Genomic DNA, 20,280 nt, shown 5'->3' with positions numbered 1-20,280 from the left:
GCCCCGCTGGCCACCAGGGCCAGCCGGCCGGTGCCGTTGTCCAGGTCGTCGCTGAAGGCGCCGCCATGGATCGCCTGGGTCTGGCGCGACAGGGTGTAGGTGCCGGAGACGCGGGCGCTGATCGTGCCGAAATCCACCCGGTGATGGTAATCCAGGTCGAAATCGATGCCGTCGGTGTTGATCGCGCCCAGATTGTTGGGACGGAAATAGACTCTCTTGGCTGGTTTCTTCATGACCCTCCCCTTCGCGTTCTTTTGGCCGGCCCTGTCCGGACCGCCCTTATGGGTGGAGATTTTCCCCCACCCCGGCGCCCGCCACCCGATGGACCCGCCCGCGCCGGAGCGCAAACGCAATCTGCAGGGTGCGCGAATGACCGCCTGATGTTTTTATCATATTAATCGTCTTAATCCCCGTCAAGGATTCCATCGCAGAAAAATTCCGGTGCCGGAATGCACATTTGCGCGGAATGGGGCAACACAAGGCGGGCCAGCCCGCGCATCCCCGGGGATGGCGGCGGGTTTGTTGGCGGAACGGTGATGGTTGGAAGAATGCGACCCCGGCGGAGGCGACGGCATCAGCCGCGCAGGCTAGGACCCCGGCTGCTGGAACGGACGATCAATCCGCCCTCGACCACCGCCCGCACCGGCTCGGCCTGGGGGCTGGCCATTTGCTCCAGCGTGGCGCGCACCACCACCGGCACCATGCGGTCGATGGGCTGGGAATAGGTGGTCAGGTCGAAGCTGGACCAGGCGGCAGCGGCGACATTGTCGAAGCCGACGATGGAGAGGTCCCGGCCGGGCGCCAAGCCAAACTCGAACCGCGCCACCTCCAGCCCGGCCATGGCCATATGGTCGTTGGCGTAGAAGATGGCGTCCGGCGCCTGGCCGCTGGCCAGCAGGGCGCGGGTGGCCATCTTCGCCCCGGCGAAATCGTAATGCCCCACGGCGCGGACGACCTCCATACCCTGGGGTTCCAGCACGGCGCGGTAGGCGGCCTCACGGTCACGGCTGGTGGAGGAACTTTCCAACCCGGCGACATAGCCGAAGCGACGGTGCCCCATGGCCAGCAGATAGTTGGCGATGGCCCGGGCGCCGCCGTCATTGTCGCCGGTGACGCTGGACACGGTGGGGCTGTCCGTCTTGCGGTTCAGCAGCAGCACGGGGATGCCGGCCGCGCGGCATTCCTCCGCGAAGTGGGACGACAGCATGACGGAGGCCAGGATGACCGCGTCCACACGGTAGTTCAGCATGTCCTCCACCACCGGGTCGCCTCCGCCCGGGGGGTTGGTGAACAGCAGCAGGCGGTAACCTTCCATCTGGAAGGCGTGGGACAAGGCCTGCACCAGTTGCGGATAGAACTGGTTTTCCAGATAGCCGGCCACCACGCCGATGATCCTGGACTGCCGGGTGATGAGGGAACGGGCGATGTTGTTGGGGCGGTAGCCCAGTTCCGCCGCCGCCTTCTCGATGCGCTGGCGGGTGGCGGGGGCGATGCTGGCGCCGGGCGTAAAGGCGCGCGACACGGCGGATTGGGACACCCCCGCCCGCGTCGCCACGTCATAGGCCGTGGGCAGCGGCGCCACCCCCTCACTTCCCCGAACCGGCCGCTTCGCCAACGCTGCCCCCAAACGCCATCCCGCCCGGGGTCCCGTCCCCGGTCACGCGCTGACCTTATAGGGTTGCCAACGCGGATTCCACCAGGGCGTCCACCGTGCCGTCATGGCGGAAGCCCGCGGCATCAGCGGCGGGGGTGGCCAGCGGCGGATATGCGCCGAAGGCGGCCTCGAGCGCCTCGTCGGGCGCGTAGCTCACCAAGGATGGCTCGGCGCCGGTCTGGCGGGCTATCGCCATGACCAGATCGCCCATGGAAAAGCACAGGGCCGGCAAGGTAACGGCCCCGCCCGGCGGCATCGCGCCCGTGTCCATGCCGGCGGCATGCACCAGGTTGGCGACGCAGCGGTCCAGCGACATGGCCCAGATGGTGGCCCCGGACGACACCGGACAGGTGTAGGGCCGGCCGGCGGCCAGCGCGTGGAACACATCGCTCATGAAGGCGGACTTCAGCCCGCTGGCCCCGCCCGGCCGGGCCAGGATGCCGGACAGGCGGATGGCCACGGGATCAACCAGGCCCTGCCGGCGATAGTCGGCAAGCGCCACCTCCACCATCAGCTTGTGGGCGCCGTAGGTCATGGCGGGGCGCAGGGGCGTGGTGTCGTCCACCAAAGCCGGCATGGGATGACCCAGCACGGCGATGGTGCTGGTGTAGACCACACGCGGCGGCGGGGCGGACACCGGCTTCGCGGCGGCGACGGCCTCGATCAGATCCAACGTGCCGTCCAGGTTCACCTTGCGCGACAGCGCCGGGTCGCGCGCCGCCGCCCCGCCCGGCAGGGCCGCCAGGTGGAACAGCACATCGGCGCCCCCCTCCACCAGTTGGGCACGGACGGCCGGGTCCGACAGGTCGCCCGCGATCCGCGCCACGCGGGCATCGCCAAGGTCGGGGGGGGCCAAATCGGGGAGGGCCAAGTCGGCCAGCACCAGCCGTGTCACCGGCCGCCCGTCGACGCCCTCAGCCAACAGCCGGCGGGCCAGATGACGGCCGACGAAACCGCCGGCCCCGGTCAGGATGATCCTCATGGGGTGCGTCTTCCCTGCTCTGCTTCTGTTGAGGCGGGCACGATAGCCCGCCCCCGCCCGCTGCCAAAAACGATAGGATGGAGGCGTGGTATCGACGCCGCCGAAGGGTCAGGCGCCAGTGGCGGGCACCACCCGCTGCTCGATGCTGCCGAAGACGGAACGGCCATCGGCGTCCAGCACCTCGATCTTCACCGTGTCCCCGAATTTCATGAACGGCGTCTTGGGCGCCCCGTCCTGGATGATCTCGAAGCCCCGCCGCTCGGTGATGCAGGCGGAGCCGACAACGTCCGGCCGGCCTTCGGAGGTGGTGCCGAAGCCCACGATGGTACCGGCGCGCAGGCGCCGGGTGCGGGCGGCATGGGTCAGCAGCTGGGCGTAGCGGTAATCCATGGCGCCACCGCTCGGCCGGCCGAAGGGTTGGCCGTTCCAGGTGGTCAGCACCCTCAGGTCGATCCGGCCGTCCCGCCAGGCGGTCCCCAGTTCATCCGGCGTCACCGCCACGGGAGCGAAGGCCGTGGCCGGCTTGGAATGGATCAGACCGAAGCCGCGCTTCATCTCCCACGGCTGCAGGGCGCGCAGACTCCAGTCGTTGGCCAGCAGGACCAGGCGCACGGCGTCGCGCGCCGTGGCTTCATCCGCCCCCAGCGGCACGTCGCCCACGACGATGGCGAACTCCGCCTCGAAATCGATGCCGTCCTCATCGCTGGCGAAGGGGGCGTCGCCGTGCGGGGGCAGGAAGTCGTCCGACCCGCCCTGGTACATGATGGGGATGACGTCGGCCTGGGGGATGGGCGGGATGTTGAAGGCCCGGTCCAGCAGCCGGCCGTGCGCCAGGTAGGAGGAACCGTCCAGCCACTGATAAGCCCGTGGCAGGGGCGATTCCGCCTCGGCCGGATCAAAGGGGAAACTGTCGTCGAGTTCGCCGGCGTTCAGCGCGTCATAGAGCGATCGCAGGCGGGGCGCCACGGCATCCCAGCGGTCCAGCGCCGCCTGCAGGGTGGGAACGATGGAGGTGGCGTCGGCGGCGCGCCCCAGGTCGCGCGACACCACCACCAGGCGGCCGTCGCGGCTGTCCGCCGACTTCAGCGTAGCGAGCTTCATGGATGCATCTCCCTTATATTTTAGTGGCCCTCAGGTAGGGGCCCCCGGGCACCGGGCGCGGCCATCCGGCCGCTCGGCTTGTCCTGGTTTTGCAGTCCGCTGACGCTCCCCGCAAAACTCCGGCGGCCCCGGTCGGGGCCTGCAGCGGCATGTGCCAAGTGCTCATGCCGCTGGTATTGCACTGGCGGTACGGTCAGTCGGCCGTCCAGCCGCCGTCGATCACCATGGCTGTGCCAGTCATCAGGCTGGACGCGTCGGAGGCCAGGAAGACCACGGCACCCATCAAATCCTCCACCCGGCCCAGGCGGCCCAGCTTGATCTTGGCCAGCACGCTGGCCAGGAAGTCCGGGTTCTCGAAGAAGGGTTTGGTCAGCGGCGTTTCGATGAAGGTGGGGCAGATGGTGTTGGACCGGATGCCGTGGGGCGCCAGGTCCAGCGCCATGGCCTTGTTCAACCCCTCCAGCCCCCATTTGGAGGCGCAGTAGAGCGTGCGGTTGGGCCCGCCCACATGCCCCATCTGCGAGGACATGTGGATCAGCGACCCGCCACGCCCAGCCGCGACCATGCCGTCCGCCACCGCCTGCGCCACGAAGAAGGCGGCCTTTAGGTTCAGGCCCAGGACGGCGTCGTAGTCCTCCTCCGTCACCTGGGCGAATGGCTTGGGCCGGTTGGTGCCGGCGTTGTTCACCAGGATGTCGAAGGATGGCTGGGCCGCCAGGGTGGCGCGGACACCGGCGGCGTCGCCGACGTCCAGCACCAGGGCCTCGGCCGAGCCGCCTTCATCCCGGATGCTGGCCGCCACCGCCTGGATCTCCCCTTCCGAGCGGGCGGCCACCACCACATGGGCGCCGGCCTGGGCCAGGGCGGCGGCGCAGGCTACCCCGATGCCCCGGCCCGCCCCCGTCACCAGGGCGCGCTTGCCCTCCAGGGAAAAGGCGGGGGTGCGCGGCAGGCTGGCCATGGTTTACTCCGCCGCCGAGGTTTCGGAAGACTGTAGGGGCTGCACAGCACCGGCATAAGGCACGTTGCGGTGGCCGTAGCGCCGGACACGGATGTTGGCCTGTTCCCCATGGCCGGCGAAACCCTCCAGCGCGCACAGGCGGGAGCAGTATTCGCCCACCAGGGCGGAAGCCTCGTCCGTCAGCACCCGCTGGTAGGTGCAGGTCTTGATGAACTTGCCCACCCACAGGCCGCCGGTGTAGCGGGCCGACTTCTTGGTCGGCAGGGTGTGATTGGTGCCGATGACCTTGTCACCGAACGACACGTTGGTGCGGGGGCCCAGGAACAGGGCGCCGTAGTTGGTCATGTTGTCCAGGAAGTAGTTCGGGTCGCGGGTCATGACCTGGACATGTTCGGACGCGATCTGGTCGGCGATCCTCACCATTTCCTCATCACTCTCGGCCACGATGACCTCACCATAGCGCGCCCAGGCCTGGCGGGCGATGTCGGCCGTGGGCAGGATGGTCAGCAGGCGCTCCACCTCCGCCATCGTCTCGCGGGCCAGCGCCTCCGACGTGGTCAGCAGCACGGCCGGGCTGTCGGGCCCATGCTCCGCCTGGCCCAGCAGGTCGGTGGCGCACAGTTCCCCATCCACACTCTCATCGGCGATGACCAGGGTCTCGGTCGGGCCGGCGAACAGGTCGATGCCGACACGGCCGAACAGCTGGCGCTTGGCCTCCGCGACATAGGCGTTGCCGGGACCGACCAGCATGTCGACGGGCGCGATGCTCTGCGTGCCCAACGCCATGGCGCCCACCGCCTGGATGCCGCCCAGGCAGTAGATCTCATCCGCGCCGGCCATGGCCTGGGCCGCGACGATGGCGGGCGCCGGCTTGCCCTGGAAGGGCGGGGCGCAGGTGACAACGCGTTTCACGCCCGCCACCTTGGCCGTCAGAACCGACATATGGGCCGACGCCAGCAGCGGGTACTTGCCGCCCGGGACATAGCAACCGGCGGCGTTGACCGGCACATTCTTGTGGCCCAGGACCACGCCGGGCATGGTCTCCACCTCCAGGTCCTTCAGCGCGTCGCGCTGGTGCTGGGCGAAGTTGCGCACCTGGGTCTGGGCGAACTCGATATCCTTGATGTCCTGCTTGGACAGGCTGTCGATGCAGGACTGGATCTCCGCATCCGTCAGGCGGTAGCTGTCCCGGTCCCACTTGTCGAACTTCACCGACAGCTCACGCACCGCCGCGTCGCCCCGCGCCTGGATGTCGGCCAGGATGCCCTCCACCGCGTCCCGCACCTTACGGTCGGTTTCCGCGACCACGGCCGCGTCCGCGCCACGCTTCAACCACTGCGCCATCTTGGAATTCTCCCCTGTCTTGCCAGCCCGGACCCGCCTGCGGGCGCCGGTGAATTCGAATGCAACGTTTATGCATCCGAATGCACGATCCGTCAACCTCCCTTTGGAGGGCGCTTGCCAGGGCTGCAGCGCAGAGAGACAGGCACACGGTACAGAGAGGGCTTGATGCGGCGCCCTTGGCGATAGCGCCTTATCTCAACCGCGCGATGATTTGGAATATGAATTCGAATGCATAATTAGCCAAATAATTTCAATTCAAGCCAATGCTTCCGTTATCGGGACAATCTGCCTCGGAAAGGCCCAGGCGGCCACAAATCTGTGCCACATTCTGATGAATAGAGTTAATGCTACCGCGCTGTGGATTATCTGAGGCGCGTTCGGTATCCACCGTCGGCCGCACCCCAACCAGACCCGGCCACGCCCCAGCCACACATGGAAAAACAGGCGCAGTTGACTCAATGGCGGAAAAGACACTGAAACCCGGACACGAGCTTATGAAGCGGGTGCAGCAGGCTTTCCTCACGCACGGCTACAGCGACCTGACCATGGTGGACCTGGCGGAGGCCTGCGGCTTCACCCGCCGCGCGCTCTACCATTACTTCAGCAGCAAGGAAGACGCGTTCAAGGCCACCATGCGGCATGAGAACGCCGTGCTGATCCAGGCGGGCATGGAGGCGGGCGCCCGGGTGCGCCAGGCCGGCGGCAGCGCGTTGGACATCCTGACGGAGATCATGGACGTGCGGTACGGCTATACCCGGCGCGTCCTGGCCAAATCCCCCCACATCATCGACCTGAACGCGGAAGCCTTCAAACGCGGGCGGGAGCAGATGATCGAGGCGGCGCTGAACTTCCAGGCCCTGCTGGTGCAGTTGCTGTTGTCTCTGGAACAGGATGGGCTGCTGCGCCTGTCACCCGACTTCACGCCCGCCCAGGCGGCCCAGGCCCTGGCCGATGGCGGGCGCGCCGTGAACCAGAGCCTTCCGCCCTTCCCCGCCGAGCAGTTGACCGCCCGCTATCGGGCGATGTGCCAGGCCGTGCTGTACGGCTGCGCACCGTTGCCTTTGCCCGAAACGAAGTGACCGGGCACTGGTCTAAAGCGCCCGCCGCAGCGTCAGATTGATCCGCGTAGCGCCCAGCTGCGGGTGCAGGCCTTCCTTCAGCGGCAGGATGCCGTGATGGAACAGGCGGGACGGCCCGCCCCACACCACCACGTCGCCATGGGCGAGGGATACCCGGCGGATGGGATCGGCCCGCTTCAGGCCGCCGAACTGGAAGACCGCCGGCAGACCCAGGGACACCGAGACGATGGGATGGCCCTGGTACCGCTCATCCTTGTCTTGGTGCAGGGTCAGCCGCGCCCCGGGTTCGTAGCGGTTGATCAGGCAGGCGTCGGGGGCGAAGCCGGGATAGCCCGCCTCATGCGCCGCCGCGCCGGCCAAGTCGCTGAAGGCTGGCGGCAGCGCTGGCCAAGGCCGGTCCGTCGCCGGGTCGTTGGCGGCGTACCGGTAGCCGCCACGATCGGTGACCCAGCCCGCCTGGCCGCAGTTGGTCATGGCGACGGACATCTGGAATCCGCCCGGCGTCACCATGTGGCGGAAGGGAGCCTGGGCCGCGACCTCAACCACCCCCGCCAGCAGCGTGTCCACCCGGGGCAGCGCCCAGCCGCGCAGCAGCAGGGCGCCGGGTCCGATCTCCTCTCGCGCCGCCGGGGGCGGCTCCAGCCCGGCCAGCAGATCCGCCATCATGGCGTCACCCCCGGCGCTCGATCAGGGCCCGGGCGGCGGCGGGGTTGCGCCACTTGTGGCCACTGATGACGTAGAGGTAGACGTCCTTGCCACCGGACGCCCAGTCCTTGGCCTTCCTGGCCCAGGCGTCCAGGGCGGCGTCGCTGTAGCCCTTCTCCTCCCCCTCCGTCGTGCCCATGATGCGGCGTAGTGAAAAGGGGGCGGTGTCGACCTCGATCTCCGGATAGTCGCTGTCGGCGGCGTGGATGACGGCGACACCATGCTTCCTCGCCAGCTCCGCGAACTCCACCGCACGGAAACTGTCGTGCCGCACCTCCACCGCATGGCGCAGGGTGCGGCCGTCCACCGTGGCCGGCAGCGCCGACAGGAAGGCGCCGAAATCGTCGGCGTCGAACTTCTTGGTCGGCATGAACTGCCAGTTGATGGGGCCCAGCTTGTCCTTCAGTTCCAGGACGCCGCTGTCGATGAAGCGCCGCACCGACTCCGCCGCCTCCGCCAGCACACGGCGGTTGGTGGTGAAGCGGGGCCCCTTGAGGGAGAAGACGAAGTCGTCCGGCGTCTCGTCATGCCACTTGGCGAAACTCTCGGGCTTCTGCGAGCCGTAATAGGTGCCGTTGATCTCGATGGAGCTCAGCTGGCGGCTGGCGTATTCCAGCTCCCGCTTCTGCGCCAGGCCATCGGGGTAGAAGGTGCCCCGCCAGGGCTCATACGTCCAACCGCCGATGCCCACGCGGATGCGGCCTTGCTTCGCCATCGGATATCCTCCCCTCAGCCTATGCGGCGGCGATCCTGGCGGCGCCAGGGTCTTCCGGCACCCCGGTTCCTGACCTCGAATTCGGAGCCCGCCATAGGTGGGGCACGACGTGCCAACCGTCAACCGTGCCTACCACCAAACGCTGCCGGGCTGTCGGTGTCGCCACGGGGCCGCCACGGGGCCGCCGCCCCAATTGGGCCACGTTTCCCCTGCAATTGCGCCATCATCCCCCCGCATAAACAGCGGGAGGCAATATGGATGCGAGCAGGCGATGAGCGATGAACTTCCCCGGAACGGCAAGCCTGACGCGCGGACAGCCACACCCCGCCTTCATCTCTGGCCGGCATTGCCCGTGCGGATGATTACCGTCCCGCGGCCCTGTCCAGCCCGCGCGACGTCGTCGCCCGCCGGCACAACCGTGGACACCGGCGCCGCGGTGGGAACCGCCCGTTCCTATTTCAGTCCGAAGAAGGGCGGGCCGGCCTGACAGCGGCCGGCCCGCGTCAGACCTTCAGGCGTCTCAGGCCTTCAGGCGCGCGGCATGCCATTCCAGATGGTCGCGCATGAAGGTGGAGATGAAGAAGTAGGAATGGTCATACCCCTCCTGCAGTCGCAGGGTCAGGGGAATGCCCGCGTCGGCGCAGGCCTGGCGCAGCAATTCCGGCCGCAGCTGGTTTTCCAGGAAGCTGTCGGCCTTGCCCTGGTCGACCAGCAGTTCCGCCACCCGCGCTCCATCCTCGATCAGGGCCACGGCGTCGTGCCGGCGCCAGGCGGCCGGGTCGTCGCCCAGATAGCCGGGCAGCGCCTTGTGTCCCCAGGGCACCTGGGTGGGCGCCACGATGGGCGCGAAGGCTGAGACGGACTTGAACCGGCCAGGATGGCGCAAGGCCACGGTCAGGGCGCCGTGCCCGCCCATGGAATGGCCGGTGATGCCCTGCCGGTCCATATCCACGGGAAAGTTGGCGGCCACCACCTCCGGCAGTTCCTTGGTCACGTAGGACCACATGCGGAAATGCGGCGTCCACGGCGCCTGGGTGGCGTCGACGTAGAAGCCCGCCCCCTGCCCCATGTCCCAGGCGGCATCGTCGGCCACGCCCTCGCCGCGCGGGCTGGTGTCCGGACAGACGATGACCAAGCCCAGTTCCGCCGCCGCCTGCCGGAACTCGCCCTTGTCGGTCACGTTGGCGTGGGTGCAGGTCAGGCCCGACAGATACCAGACCACCGGCAGCTTACCGCCGCCCCCTTCCTTTATCTGGTCCGCCTGCGGCGGCAGGAAGACGCTGAACACCATGGGCGTGCCAGTCTCGGCCGAGGCATGGCGATAGACGCCCTGGGTCCCGCCGTGGCTGCGGTTGGTCGATACGGTCTCAAGGGTCATCGGGTGTCTCCGGACAAGGAAAGACCGGGTGCTGCCGCACCCCGGCCATAGCGCGCTAAACCACAGGCATGGGTATTCACCCCATGCCTGTGGACGCCGGCGACTGCCGGCGCGGGGCCGGTCAGGCCCGTGAGCCAAGGGCGCGGATGCGCCCGCCCGGCGCCTGAAGGACCTTAATAAACAACAACCGAGCGGATGGACTCGCCGGCGTGCATCAGGTCGAAGCCCTTGTTGATGTCGTCCAGGCTGAGGGTGTGGGTGATCATCGGGTCGATCTGGATCTTGCCGTTCATGTACCAGTCCACGATCTTCGGCACATCGGTGCGGCCCTTGGCGCCGCCGAAGGCGGAGCCCTTCCACACCCGGCCGGTCACCAGCTGGAAGGGGCGGGTGGAGATTTCCTTGCCGGCCTCGGCCACGCCGATGACGACGGACACGCCCCAGCCGCGATGGCAGGCCTCCAGCGCCTGGCGCATCACCAGGGTGTTGCCCGTGCAGTCGAAGGTGTAGTCGGCGCCGCCGTCGGTCAGGCCGACCAGGTGCTGAACGATGTCGCCCTCGATCTTCTTCGGGTTGACGAAATGGGTCATGCCGAAGCGGCGGCCCCATTCCTCCTTGCTGTCGTTGATGTCGACGCCGACGATCTTGTCGGCACCCACCATCCTGGCCGCCTGGATGACGTTCAGGCCGATGCCGCCCAGGCCGAAGATGACGACGTTGGCGCCGGGCTCCACCTTCGCCGTCTTCACCACGGCGCCCACGCCGGTGGTCACGCCGCAACCGATGTAGCAGGAGGTGTTGAAGGGCGCGTCCTCACGGATCTTGGCCACCGCGATTTCCGGCAGCACCGTGAAGTTGGAGAAGGTGGAGCAGCCCATGTAATGGAAGATCGGCTGGCCCTTGTAGCTGAAGCGGCTGGTGCCGTCGGGCATCAGGCCCTTGCCCTGCGTCGCGCGGATGGCGGTGCACAGGTTGGTCTTGCCCGACAGGCAGGATTTGCACTGGCGGCATTCCGGCGTGTACAGCGGGATGACATGGTCGCCCGGCTTCACGCTGGTGACGCCCGGCCCCACCTCGCGCACGATGCCGGCGCCCTCATGGCCCAGGATGGACGGGAACAGCCCCTCGCTGTCCAGACCGTCCAGCGTGTAGGCGTCGGTGTGGCAGATGCCCGTCGCCATGATCTCGACCAGGACCTCGCCCGTCTTCGGGCCTTCCAGGTCAACCTCAACGATCTCCAGGGGCTTCTTCGCCTCAAACGCCACGGCGGCACGGGTCTTCATGGATGCGTTTCCTATCTGGTGCAGGATTGGATGCCGGCCCCCTCCCGCCCCGCCCCGCAGAGGAAGGAAGAGGGAGGAAAAACCGGCCCGTGAGCCGCCACCTTACGCCAGGCGGGGCGGCCCCGTCCGCGCGACTATAGTATCGATTTTTCTGGCAATGGCGGACCCCGGTTGGCAAATCATTGTTGCTGGACAGCAATAATCCAGGGGCGCTTTTGCGATGGCACGCTGGGACGGCATCGATGAATTCATCGCCGTGGGGGAAACGGAAAGCTTCTCGCGGGCGGCCCGGCGCCTGGGCATCTCCACCTCCCACGTCAGCCGCGAGGTGGCGCGACTGGAGGACAGGCTGCAGGTGCGCCTGCTGTATCGCACCACCCGCCATGTCAGCCTTACCGACGCCGGCCGCGCCTTCCTGGACCGCTGCCGCCGCCTGGTGGATGAGCGTGAGGACATGTACGCCGCCGTCAGCGAACAGGACGGCATGCCCCGGGGCCACCTGCGCCTCACCTGCTCCATCGCCTATGGGGAGCGCTACATCGTCCCCCTGGTCAACCGCTTCGCCGGCGACCACCCGCAACTGGCCGTCACCATAGACCTCAGCAACCGGGTGGTGGATCTGGTGGGCGAGGGCTTCGACCTGGCCGTCCGCACCGGCAGCCTGAACGACAGTCGCCTGATCGCCACCCGCCTGGCGTCGCGCACACGCCACCTGTGCGCGGCCCCCGCCTATCTGGCCCGCCACGGCATCCCCCGGACGCTGGATGAGCTGGCCCAGCACCGCTGTCTGGCCGGCACGACGGAGATGTGGCAGTTCCGCGTTGCCGGCCAGGACGTGGAGTTCCGCCCCCAGGGCAACTGGCGCTGCAATAGCGGCTTCGCCGTGGTCGACGCCGCCTTGCAGGGCCTGGGCATCTGCCAACTGCCCGACTTCTACGTCAACGCCCACCTAGCGGAAGGGCGGCTGGTGCCGCTGCTGGACGGCCTGCACCCGCCGGACGAGGGGGTGTGGGCGGTCTATCCCCACCGCCGCCACCTGTCCCCCAAGGTCGGCCTGCTGATCGAGTATCTGCGCGGCCGGCTGGAGGCCCCGGCGACCGCCGGCAAATGACGCCACGGCGGGCCATTCCAGGACGGGCGCCCACACGTTATTAAGGGATGCGCGGCCGGACCCGCCTGTCCCTTCTCCCCAGCCGCGGGCCTTGCCATGCTGATCGAGAACCTGACCGACATCACCATCTTCATCCGCGTCGTCGCCACCGGCAGCCTGTCGGCGGCGGCGCGGGAACTCGACCTGTCGCTGGCGGTGGTGTCCAAGCGCCTGGCCCGGCTGGAAGAGCGGCTGGGCGTGCGCCTGGCCAACCGCACCACCCGGCGCTTCAGCCTGACGGATGAGGGGCTGGAGTTCCATGAGCGCTGCGTGCGCATCGTGGCGGACCTGGAGGAGGCGCAGGACCTGGTGGCCAGCCGCCGCCGCACCGCCACCGGCCTGTTGCGGGTGACGGCCACCGCCGCCTTCGCCCGCCGCCACATCGCCCCCCGCCTGCACCGTTTCCACGCCCTGTACCCGGAGGTGCGGGTGCACGTGCTGGTCACCGACACGGTGCTGGACCTGGTGGACGCCGGCATCGACGTCGCCATCCGCCAGGCGGCCCTGCCTGACAGCACCCTGATGGTGCGCTGGCTGGCCCCCAACTACCGCGTCCCCTGCGCCGCCCCCGCCTACCTGGCCCAGCATGGAGAGCCCGCGACGCCGCAGGACCTGCTGCGCCACCACTGCATCGTCATGGGCGACCCGCCGATGTCCACCTGGCGCTTCGACTGCCGCGAGGCCCACCGCGAGCCCGTGGCCGTGGAAATCCGCCCCCTGATCCAGACCAACGATGGCGAGGTCGGGCACGCCGCCGCCCTGGCCGGGTCCGGCATCGTGCTGAAATCCATCTGGGACATCTGCGACGACCTGGCGGCCGGCCGCCTGAAGGGCCTGCTGCCCCAGTACCGTTCCCCCGCCCCGGCCATCCAGGCCGTCTACCCCGCCGGCCGCCACGCCGCCGCCAAGCTGCGCGCCTTCCTGGATTTCCTCTCGGTGGAACTGAAGGCGGACCCTTGTTGGGCGGTGGCAAGCGAGTCGACATCTTACACTTCAATCCAATAGCGGGGGCGTAGTACTGCCGAGCGCATGTTTTGTGTCTTGGATCGGCAGCATCGGTAAACCGGTTACAAGACGATCCACCTTAAGTATGGTACCGTGCAATCCCAACCACCGGGGATTCCATAGCGACGTTGGAGAATGCGTTTTGTCCGATAATATATTCATTCTTGGAGATGCGGATCGCGTGCGAGAGAAAATCGAATCTGCATTATTTCGAGGGGATTTGGCGCAAATTTCTAAGCTCTCCGAGAATCTAACTGAATCTATTTCAGTTTTAGTTAAATATCTTGAAGAAATGGTTGGGGCACGTACAATTATGGCTGGAGGAGATGACGTTCTTTTCGAAATTTCCAAGGAAAATTATGATGAAAGCATATTAAATGAGGCAGCAGTCTATTTTACAGTCAATTCCGGTTGCTCGATATCATTTGGCGTTGCCGAGACTATCGAGAACGCTTATTTGAATCTTCGCAAAGCAAAATCGACAGGTGGCGGATGCGTGCACTCGGAATACTTAAAATGACCAATTTATTAATATTCGTCGACTCAGAGCGCCCCGATACGTATCTGAATAGCATTATATACAACATGCGAACAAAGTCCATCCGCAAAGTAACATTTGTACACGTCTCAGATTTCGTCAATTCTCCGAGCCATCAAAGTAAACGAGGACTCGCCTCTCGCACTCTCGCGTCAGTCAGAAAGATGATAGAGCTACTTGCTCGTCATGGGAAATACATACACCAAAACGGAAAATTAGTAATATTAGATGAGAAAAATGGCATACTTTCAAACAATGAAGTTCGCGAATTCTATTCACAAACAGAGGAAGCCAGCACTGCTTATGAAAGTGAAGACATATCTTACAAAGATCTTAGACAGTATGTTCAGGATTTTATAAAGAATAATAAAGAATACGTCATAGACGTGACCGGCCTTAGGAAAATATTCCTTGGAGACCTGACCGCACTCGGCCTGGTTGATGGGGTAAGCGGTCTTTACACCTTTGATCTTATTAAAAAAGCAGACTATTCGAATCCTTGGAAAAATTTACTACACGATCTAGATCGTTCCAGCCATTTGTGCTATGAATACGTTAACGTCCTAGAAACTAAAATATTTTCCGAATGCTCCCGCGCCGTCTTTATCAGATCTCCGCGATTCAAATACGCATTTTTTTTAGTTGTTGCTTTTATAGCCCTCGGAATAGGCCTCAATGCATATTGCGGCCTTGATAGCAATATTTCTAAATGGATAAATGTTATTTCTCAATTCGCAACATTGGCCGCTTTATTTTTTGTATTCTTTCCACCGCGCAATATTTAGCGCCACCCCGGATAGGAAAATAGATAACAATTCACGCCGATTAAATATTCATAAACTGGCATTCATAGAATAAATACCTCTAAAGTGGCAACCTGATCTCGAACGCCACACCCTGCGGCGTCACAGGCTCCGCCCGCACGTCGCCGCCGTGGGCGCGGGCGATGGCCTGGACGACGGCCAGGCCCAGGCCGGTACCGCCGCTGATGCGGGCACGGGAATCATCGGCGCGCCAGAAGGGATCGAAGGCGTGGGCCTCCATGCCCGGCGGCAGGCCCGGTCCCTCATCCGCCACGCGCAGCACGACGTGGGCGCCGTCGATGCGCGTTCCCACCCGCACCCGGCCGGGGGCGGCGTAGCGGCGGGCGTTCTCCAGCAGGGCCAGCAGCGCCTGGCGCACGCGGGCGCCGTCGGCGGAAACCTCCACGGCCGCCAGCTCCGTCTCGATGGCCAAGCCGGCGGCGGCACAGGTGGGGTCGACCATGGTCACCACGGCCGCCGCCTCCGCCGCCACATCCACTTGCTCGCGCCGCAGCTCCAGCCGGCCGCTCTGCGCCAGAGTCAGCAGCTTCAGGTCGTCGACGATGCGGGTCAGCAGGTCGACCTGGCCCACCAGGCCGCGAAAGGCCTCCATATCCGGCGTGAAGACGCCGTCGGCGTATCCCTGCAGGCGCCCCCGCAGGATGGTCAGCGGCGTGCGCAGCTCATGCGCGATGGCCACGTTCCAGGTGCGCATCTCGATGGCCGCGCGCTCCAGTTGGGCGGCCATGGCGTTGAAGTCCTGGACCAACTGCTTGGTCTCGTGGAAGGCGTTCTCTTCCACCTGGGCGCGGGCCGTCAGGTCGCCGCGGGATATGCGCTGGGCGGCCCCCGCCACGGCATCCAGCGGGGCGATCAGCCGCCGGGCGAAGCGCACGGCCGCCCGGGCGGCCAGGGCCACACCCATCATGCCCAGCAGTGCCGTGACCGACCAGTCCAGCACATGCTGCCAGATGCCCGGCGGATGGCGGAAGACCTCCGGCCACAGGCGGAACATGACGGTGAAGAATATGGTGAGGCCGACGGTCATCATGACCAGGGCCAGGCCCGTCACGGCCGCCATGGACAGCACCAGCTGGCGATTCAGGCCGGTGATGCGCTTGAAGCTCCACATCTCAGATCGCCGGGCCCAGGCGATAGCCCACGCCCCGCACCCCTTCCATGAAGCCGGCGGCGCCGGCCGCCTGCAGCTTGCGCCGGATGTTGCTGGCGTGACTGTCGATGGTGCGTTCCAGCGTGTCGCCCTCCGGCAGGCAGGCGTCGATCAGCTCCGCCCGCGTGAAGGCGCGGGTGGGCGACCGCATCATGTGCGCCAGGATGCGGAATTCGGTCAGCGTCAGGTCCAGCCGGCCGCGCCCCGCCTCCGTCATCACCACCGCCATGTGGGCGGTCAGATCCAGCTCCAGCGGGCCCAGGCGCAACAGGGTCTGCCCCTCGGCCGACCGGCTGCGGCGCAGCACGGCCTTGACCCGCGCCACCACCTCCAGCGGGTTGAAGGGCTTCACGATATAGTCGTCGGCGCCGATGCGCAGGGCCTGCAGCTTGTCCAGATCCTCGCTGAGCGCCGTCACCATGATGACGGGGGTGTCCCCGCGCCGGCGCAGTTCCGCCAGCACCTCGTACCCGTCCACCTTGGGCATCTTCACGTCCAGGATGACGATGTCGGGCGGCAGGGCGCGGTGCAGGTCCAGCGCCACCTGGCCATTGATGGCGGTGACGGTGCGCAGCCCTTCCCGCTCCAGATACCCTTGCAGGATGCTGGCGATCTCCGGCTCATCCTCGGCGATGAGCACCAGGGAACTCATGGTCAGGGAACTCATAGGTCGATCCCCCTTCCCTATTTCACGCCGCCGCCCAGCACCTGGTACAGCGTGACAAGGTTGCTGGCATCCGTCAGCCGCACCGACACCAGGGTCTGCTGCGCGGAATAGAGCGTGCGCTGGGCGACCAGCGCGTTCAGGTAGCTGTCGGCCCCTTGCGTGTAGCGCGCCTGGGACAGGTCGTAGCTGGTCTGGGCGCTGCGGACCGTGGCCTGCTGGGCGTCCAACTGCTCGGCGATGGTGCCGCGGCGGGCCAGCGCGTCCGCCACCTCCCTGAACGCGGTCTGGATGGTTTTCTCATACGTCGCCACGGCCGCGGCCTGCGTCGCCTTGGCATAGTCCAGGTTGCCCTGGTTGGCCCCATTGTCGAAGAGGGGCACCGAGACGGACGGCGTGAAGCTCAGCGACTGCGACCGGGCCTGGAACAGGTTGCCGAAGGCGGAACTGGCGAACCCGGCCGCCGTCGTCAGGCTGACGGTGGGGAAGAAGGCGGCGCGGGCGGCGCCGATGTTGGCGTTGGCCGACTTCAGGCTGTGCTCCGCCGACAGCACGTCCGGCCGGTTCAGCAGCACGTCGGTACTCATCCCCGCCGGCAGGGTCGCCAGGGTGAAGGCGCGGCCCTCGATGCCATCCGGCAGGCGGGCGGGATCCACCGGGCCGCCGGTCAGGATTTCCAGCGCGTTCAGGGCCTGCGCCACCTGGGTGGTGTAGCTGGCGACGTCGGCCCGCGCCGTCTGATAGACGGTGTCGGCCTCCGCCACGTCCAGCCGGGTGGCGACTCCGTTGCTCAGGCGCTTGCGCGTCACGTCGGCGGAGTGCTGGGCGCTGTCCATGGTTTGTTGCGCGATGCGCAACAGGCTTCTGTCGGCGGCATAGGTGATGTAGGCGGTGGCGACCTCGGAAATCAAGCTGATGCGGGTGGCGCGCGCCGTTTCCTCCTGCGCCAGGTAGGTCTCCAGCTCCGCCCGTGTCAGGCTGGCCACCCGGCCGAACAGGTCCGCCTCGAACGCGCTGACGCCGATGCCGGCCGATATCGCCTTGGTCTCCCGCCGGGTGGCGCCGGCGCCGGTGCGGCTGTAGCCGGTGCTGCCCGTGGCGTTCAGGGTGGGCAATGTCGCCGCGTCCTGCACGTTGTACTTGGCCTTGGCCGCCAGCACGTTCTGCACCGCCACCCGCAGGTCGCGGTTGTTGTCCAGCGCCTGGCCGACGATGGCGCGCAGGTCGGCGTCGACGAAGAAGTCCTGCCAGCCGGTGTCCGCCACCGATGGCGCAACCCCTGGCCCCGCCGCCGGTGGGGCATAGGCGCCCCCCTGTGGCCAGGCGGCGGGAACCGGAACGGCTGGGCGCTGGTAATCCGGATCAAGGGAAATGCACCCGGCCAGCAGCCCCAGGGTCAGGACGGACGTGGTGCTACGCATGAACCAGCGCGCCATCACACGCCCTCCGACTGCAGATCATCTTTGGTCCCACCATGCTTGCCGGCCAGGTCACCGCCGAACAGCTTGCGCACCAGGACGTAGAACAACGGCACCAAGAAGATGGCCAGCACGGTGGCGGAGATGACGCCGCCGACCACGCCGGTGCCGATGTCGTTCTGGCTGCCGGCACCCGCCCCGGTGGCCACGGCCAGTGGGATGACACCGGCCACGAAGGCCAGCGAGGTCATCAGGATGGGGCGCAGGCGCAGCCTGGCGGCCTCGATGGCAGCCCGCACCGTTGGCACGCCCCGCTTCTCCGCCGCTTCCGCGAACTCCACGATCAGGATGGCGTTCTTGGCGGACAGGCCGATGGTGGTCAGCAGGCCCACCTGGAAATAGATGTCGTTGGACAGGCCCCGCAGGGTGGCCGCCGTGACGGCGCCCAGCACACCCAGCGGAATGACCAGCAGCACCGACACCGGGATGGACCAGCTTTCGTACAGGGCGGCCAGGCAGAGGAAGACCACGAGGATGGACAGGCCGTACAGCATGGGCGCCTGGCCGCTGGACAGCCGTTCCTGGTAGGACAGGCCGGTCCACGACAGGCTGGTGCCGGGCGGCAGCTGGGCCGCCAGCCTCTCCATCGTGTTCATGGCGTCGCCGGAGCTGGTCTCACCGGCGGCCCCACCCTGGATTTCCAGGGCTGCCAGGCCGTTGAAGCGCTGCAGCTGCGGCGGCCCCATTTCCCAGCGCGCCTTGGCGAAGGCGGTGAAGGGCGCCATGGTGCCGCTGGAGCCCTTGACGTACCAGGCGCCCAGATCCTCCGGCGAGGAGCGGTAGGGCGCGTCGCCCTGGACATAGACGCGCTTCACGCGGCCCCGGTCGATGAAATCGTTGACGTAGTTGGCGCCCCAGGCCCCGCTGAGCGTGCTGGTGACGTCGGAGATGGACAGGCCCAGGGCCGTGGCCTTGGCGTGGTCGATGTCGATCTTCACCTGCGGCGTGTCGTCCAGACCGTTGGGCCGCACGGCCTGCAGGGTCTTCTCCTGCGCCGCCAGGCCCAGCAGCTGGTTGCGGGCGCCCATCAGGCCGGCGTGTCCCAGGGTGCCGTTGTCCTGCAGCCACATGTCGAAGCCGTTGGACTGCCCCAGCCCTTGGATGGAGGGCGGGATGAGGGAAAAGATCCGGGCGTCCCGGACGCTGGACAGCTTTTGCATCGCGCGGGCGGCGATGGCCTGGGCCTTGTGCTCCGCCCCCGGCCGCTCGCTCCAGTCCTTCAGGGCCAGGAAGGCCATGCCGGCGTTCTGGCCGGAACCAGCGAAGCTGAAGCCCGCCACGGTGAACAGGGCCCGGACCGTGCCGCCCTCATTCTCCAGAAAGTATTTCTCGATGGCGCGGGTCACCTGGTCGGTGCGGGCGTAGGTGGCGCCCACCGGCAGGGTGTACTGCACCATGACGGAGCCCTGATCCTCGTCCGGCAGGAAGCTGGAGGGCAGACGCACGAACAGCAAGGCCATGGCGCCGACGATGACGCCATAGATCAGCATGAACACCACCGGCCGGCCGACGATGCCGCCCAGGCGGCGGGCGTAGCTTTCCTGCCCCCGGTCAAAGGTGCGGTTGAACCAGCCGGCCAGGCCCTTGGTGTGGGTATGGCCGTTGGCCTTCAGCAGGGTGGCGCACAGGGCCGGCGACAGCACCAGCGCCACCACCACCGACAGCGCCATGGCCGAGACAATGGTTATGGAGAACTGGCGGTAGATGACGCCGACGGAACCGCCGAAGAATGCCATGGGCAGGAACACGGCCGACAGCACCATGGCGATGCCGACCAGGGCGCCGGTGATCTCGTTCATCGACTTGGCCGTGGCCTCATACGGTGACAGCTTTTCCTCGCGCATGATGCGCTCGACGTTTTCCACCACGACGATGGCGTCGTCGACCAATAGGCCGATGGCCAGCACCATGGCGAACAGGGTCAGGGTGTTGATGGAATATCCCGCGATGGACAGCACGCCGAAGGTGCCCAGCAGCACCACCGGCACGGCGATGGCCGGGATCAGCACGGCCCGCCAGCTTTGCAGGAAGACGAACATGACGATGACCACGAGGATGACGGCCTCGATCAGCGTCTTGATCACCTCATGGATGGACAGCTTCACGAACGCGGTGCTGTCGCGGGGATAGGCGATCTTGTAGCCGGCGGGGAAGGTCTTGGCCATCGCCTCCACCTTGGCCTTCACAACTGCCACCGGAGAAGCGGCCATCGGTCACCAGGGCGCAGACCTTGCCCAGGCCCTTGACTTCAGATAGCTGGTGGGAGAGC

The 20,280-nt window shown here is 66.6% G+C and carries 19 protein-coding genes; 5 read left to right on the top strand and 14 right to left on the bottom strand.

Features of this window, described 5'->3' with window-relative positions; translation table 11 throughout:
- The 6 genes from I55_RS23825 to hisD form a co-directional block, all read right to left on the bottom strand.
- Positions 1–233: hypothetical protein (locus I55_RS23825; RefSeq protein ID WP_044563122.1), on the bottom strand; the 233-nt coding region annotated here is incomplete at its 3' end.
- Between the two features lie 341 nt (positions 234–574).
- Positions 575–1,582 carry a LacI family DNA-binding transcriptional regulator gene (locus tag I55_RS23820; RefSeq protein ID WP_044563121.1) on the bottom strand — a complete coding sequence of 336 codons (1,008 nt, stop codon included), beginning with the start codon at positions 1,580–1,582 and terminating at the stop codon, positions 575–577.
- 88 nt (positions 1,583–1,670) lie between these two features.
- The gene (locus I55_RS23815; protein WP_044563120.1) at positions 1,671–2,636 is read right to left on the bottom strand and encodes an NAD-dependent epimerase/dehydratase family protein; all 966 of its coding nucleotides are present in this window, start codon (positions 2,634–2,636) and stop codon (positions 1,671–1,673) included.
- A 108-nt stretch (positions 2,637–2,744) separates the two neighbouring features.
- Complete coding sequence (locus tag I55_RS23810; RefSeq protein WP_044563119.1) at positions 2,745–3,737, bottom strand: fumarylacetoacetate hydrolase family protein; 993 nt, start codon at positions 3,735–3,737, stop codon at positions 2,745–2,747.
- Between the two features lie 193 nt (positions 3,738–3,930).
- A complete protein-coding gene (locus tag I55_RS23805) occupies positions 3,931–4,698 on the bottom strand; it encodes an SDR family NAD(P)-dependent oxidoreductase (protein WP_044563118.1) in 768 nt (255 codons plus the stop codon).
- A 3-nt stretch (positions 4,699–4,701) separates the two neighbouring features.
- A complete protein-coding gene (gene hisD, locus I55_RS23800) occupies positions 4,702–6,042 on the bottom strand; it encodes a histidinol dehydrogenase (RefSeq protein ID WP_044563117.1) in 1,341 nt (446 codons plus the stop codon).
- 494 nt (positions 6,043–6,536) lie between these two features.
- Between hisD and I55_RS33430 the strand changes: the two genes are divergently transcribed.
- Positions 6,537–7,121 carry a TetR/AcrR family transcriptional regulator gene (locus tag I55_RS33430; protein WP_049974438.1) on the top strand — a complete coding sequence of 195 codons (585 nt, stop codon included), beginning with the start codon at positions 6,537–6,539 and terminating at the stop codon, positions 7,119–7,121.
- A gap of 12 nt (positions 7,122–7,133) precedes the next feature.
- On the opposite strand, the gene alkB is transcribed toward I55_RS33430, so the two are convergent.
- From alkB to I55_RS23775, 4 genes are all read right to left on the bottom strand, one after another.
- Complete coding sequence (alkB, locus tag I55_RS23790; RefSeq protein ID WP_044563126.1) at positions 7,134–7,784, bottom strand: DNA oxidative demethylase AlkB; 651 nt, start codon at positions 7,782–7,784, stop codon at positions 7,134–7,136.
- Between the two features lie 7 nt (positions 7,785–7,791).
- Complete coding sequence (locus tag I55_RS23785; protein WP_044563116.1) at positions 7,792–8,541, bottom strand: DUF72 domain-containing protein; 750 nt, start codon at positions 8,539–8,541, stop codon at positions 7,792–7,794.
- Positions 8,542–9,061: 520 nt separating this feature from the next.
- On the bottom strand, positions 9,062–9,919 hold the full coding sequence (gene fghA, locus I55_RS23780; protein ID WP_044563115.1) for an S-formylglutathione hydrolase: 858 nt from the start codon (positions 9,917–9,919) through the stop codon (positions 9,062–9,064).
- 173 nt (positions 9,920–10,092) lie between these two features.
- Complete coding sequence (locus I55_RS23775) at positions 10,093–11,202, bottom strand: S-(hydroxymethyl)glutathione dehydrogenase/class III alcohol dehydrogenase (protein WP_044563114.1); 1,110 nt, start codon at positions 11,200–11,202, stop codon at positions 10,093–10,095.
- Between the two features lie 220 nt (positions 11,203–11,422).
- Here I55_RS23775 and I55_RS23770 point away from each other — a divergent pair, with 220 nt between their 5' ends.
- The 4 genes from I55_RS23770 (at position 11,423) to I55_RS36270 (ending at position 14,680) form a co-directional block, all read left to right on the top strand.
- Complete coding sequence (locus I55_RS23770) at positions 11,423–12,313, top strand: LysR family transcriptional regulator (RefSeq protein WP_044563113.1); 891 nt, start codon at positions 11,423–11,425, stop codon at positions 12,311–12,313.
- A gap of 96 nt (positions 12,314–12,409) precedes the next feature.
- Complete coding sequence (locus tag I55_RS23765) at positions 12,410–13,357, top strand: LysR family transcriptional regulator (protein ID WP_044563112.1); 948 nt, start codon at positions 12,410–12,412, stop codon at positions 13,355–13,357.
- Between the two features lie 85 nt (positions 13,358–13,442).
- The gene (locus I55_RS36275; RefSeq protein WP_286364319.1) at positions 13,443–13,877 is read left to right on the top strand and encodes a mCpol domain-containing protein; all 435 of its coding nucleotides are present in this window, start codon (positions 13,443–13,445) and stop codon (positions 13,875–13,877) included.
- A gap of 182 nt (positions 13,878–14,059) precedes the next feature.
- On the top strand, positions 14,060–14,680 hold the full coding sequence (locus tag I55_RS36270; RefSeq protein ID WP_148293930.1) for a hypothetical protein: 621 nt from the start codon (positions 14,060–14,062) through the stop codon (positions 14,678–14,680).
- 79 nt (positions 14,681–14,759) lie between these two features.
- Here I55_RS36270 and I55_RS23760 read toward each other — a convergent pair whose 3' ends face one another.
- The 4 genes from I55_RS23760 to I55_RS23745 are packed head-to-tail and all read right to left on the bottom strand — an operon-like array spanning position 14,760 to position 20,221.
- Positions 14,760–15,830 carry an ATP-binding protein gene (locus I55_RS23760; RefSeq protein ID WP_044563111.1) on the bottom strand — a complete coding sequence of 357 codons (1,071 nt, stop codon included), beginning with the start codon at positions 15,828–15,830 and terminating at the stop codon, positions 14,760–14,762.
- A 1-nt stretch (position 15,831) separates the two neighbouring features.
- Complete coding sequence (locus I55_RS23755) at positions 15,832–16,521, bottom strand: response regulator (protein ID WP_044563125.1); 690 nt, start codon at positions 16,519–16,521, stop codon at positions 15,832–15,834.
- A gap of 32 nt (positions 16,522–16,553) precedes the next feature.
- Positions 16,554–17,954 (bottom strand): efflux transporter outer membrane subunit, encoded by a 1,401-nt coding sequence (locus tag I55_RS23750; protein ID WP_044563124.1) that lies wholly within the window; start codon positions 17,952–17,954, stop codon positions 16,554–16,556.
- 14 nt (positions 17,955–17,968) lie between these two features.
- On the bottom strand, positions 17,969–20,221 hold the full coding sequence (locus tag I55_RS23745; protein ID WP_307718726.1) for an efflux RND transporter permease subunit: 2,253 nt from the start codon (positions 20,219–20,221) through the stop codon (positions 17,969–17,971).
- Positions 20,222–20,280 lie beyond the last annotated feature (59 nt).

The organism is Azospirillum sp. B4 (assembly GCF_000333275.1).
Taxonomy (GTDB): Bacteria; Pseudomonadota; Alphaproteobacteria; order Azospirillales; family Azospirillaceae; genus Nitrospirillum.
The sequence above is the reverse complement of the archived record's forward strand: the minus strand, read 5'-3'. Positions and strand labels throughout refer to the sequence as shown.

Coding starts and splice junctions, on each gene's coding strand:
- I55_RS23745 (WP_307718726.1), bottom strand. CDS start 20,221: ATGGCCGCTTCTCCGGTGGCAGTTGTGAAGGCCAAGGTGGAGGCGATG.
- I55_RS36275 (WP_286364319.1), top strand. CDS start 13,443: ATGGTACCGTGCAATCCCAACCACCGGGGATTCCATAGCGACGTTGGA.
- hisD (WP_044563117.1), bottom strand. CDS start 6,042: ATGGCGCAGTGGTTGAAGCGTGGCGCGGACGCGGCCGTGGTCGCGGAA.
- I55_RS23765 (WP_044563112.1), top strand. CDS start 12,410: ATGCTGATCGAGAACCTGACCGACATCACCATCTTCATCCGCGTCGTC.
- I55_RS23755 (WP_044563125.1), bottom strand. CDS start 16,521: ATGAGTTCCCTGGTGCTCATCGCCGAGGATGAGCCGGAGATCGCCAGC.
- alkB (WP_044563126.1), bottom strand. CDS start 7,784: ATGGCGGATCTGCTGGCCGGGCTGGAGCCGCCCCCGGCGGCGCGAGAG.
- I55_RS33430 (WP_049974438.1), top strand. CDS start 6,537: ATGAAGCGGGTGCAGCAGGCTTTCCTCACGCACGGCTACAGCGACCTG.
- I55_RS23750 (WP_044563124.1), bottom strand. CDS start 17,954: ATGCGTAGCACCACGTCCGTCCTGACCCTGGGGCTGCTGGCCGGGTGC.
- I55_RS36270 (WP_148293930.1), top strand. CDS start 14,060: ATGATAGAGCTACTTGCTCGTCATGGGAAATACATACACCAAAACGGA.
- I55_RS23760 (WP_044563111.1), bottom strand. CDS start 15,830: ATGTGGAGCTTCAAGCGCATCACCGGCCTGAATCGCCAGCTGGTGCTG.
- I55_RS23785 (WP_044563116.1), bottom strand. CDS start 8,541: ATGGCGAAGCAAGGCCGCATCCGCGTGGGCATCGGCGGTTGGACGTAT.
- fghA (WP_044563115.1), bottom strand. CDS start 9,919: ATGACCCTTGAGACCGTATCGACCAACCGCAGCCACGGCGGGACCCAG.
- I55_RS23775 (WP_044563114.1), bottom strand. CDS start 11,202: ATGAAGACCCGTGCCGCCGTGGCGTTTGAGGCGAAGAAGCCCCTGGAG.
- I55_RS23770 (WP_044563113.1), top strand. CDS start 11,423: ATGGCACGCTGGGACGGCATCGATGAATTCATCGCCGTGGGGGAAACG.
- I55_RS23815 (WP_044563120.1), bottom strand. CDS start 2,636: ATGAGGATCATCCTGACCGGGGCCGGCGGTTTCGTCGGCCGTCATCTG.
- I55_RS23810 (WP_044563119.1), bottom strand. CDS start 3,737: ATGAAGCTCGCTACGCTGAAGTCGGCGGACAGCCGCGACGGCCGCCTG.
- I55_RS23805 (WP_044563118.1), bottom strand. CDS start 4,698: ATGGCCAGCCTGCCGCGCACCCCCGCCTTTTCCCTGGAGGGCAAGCGC.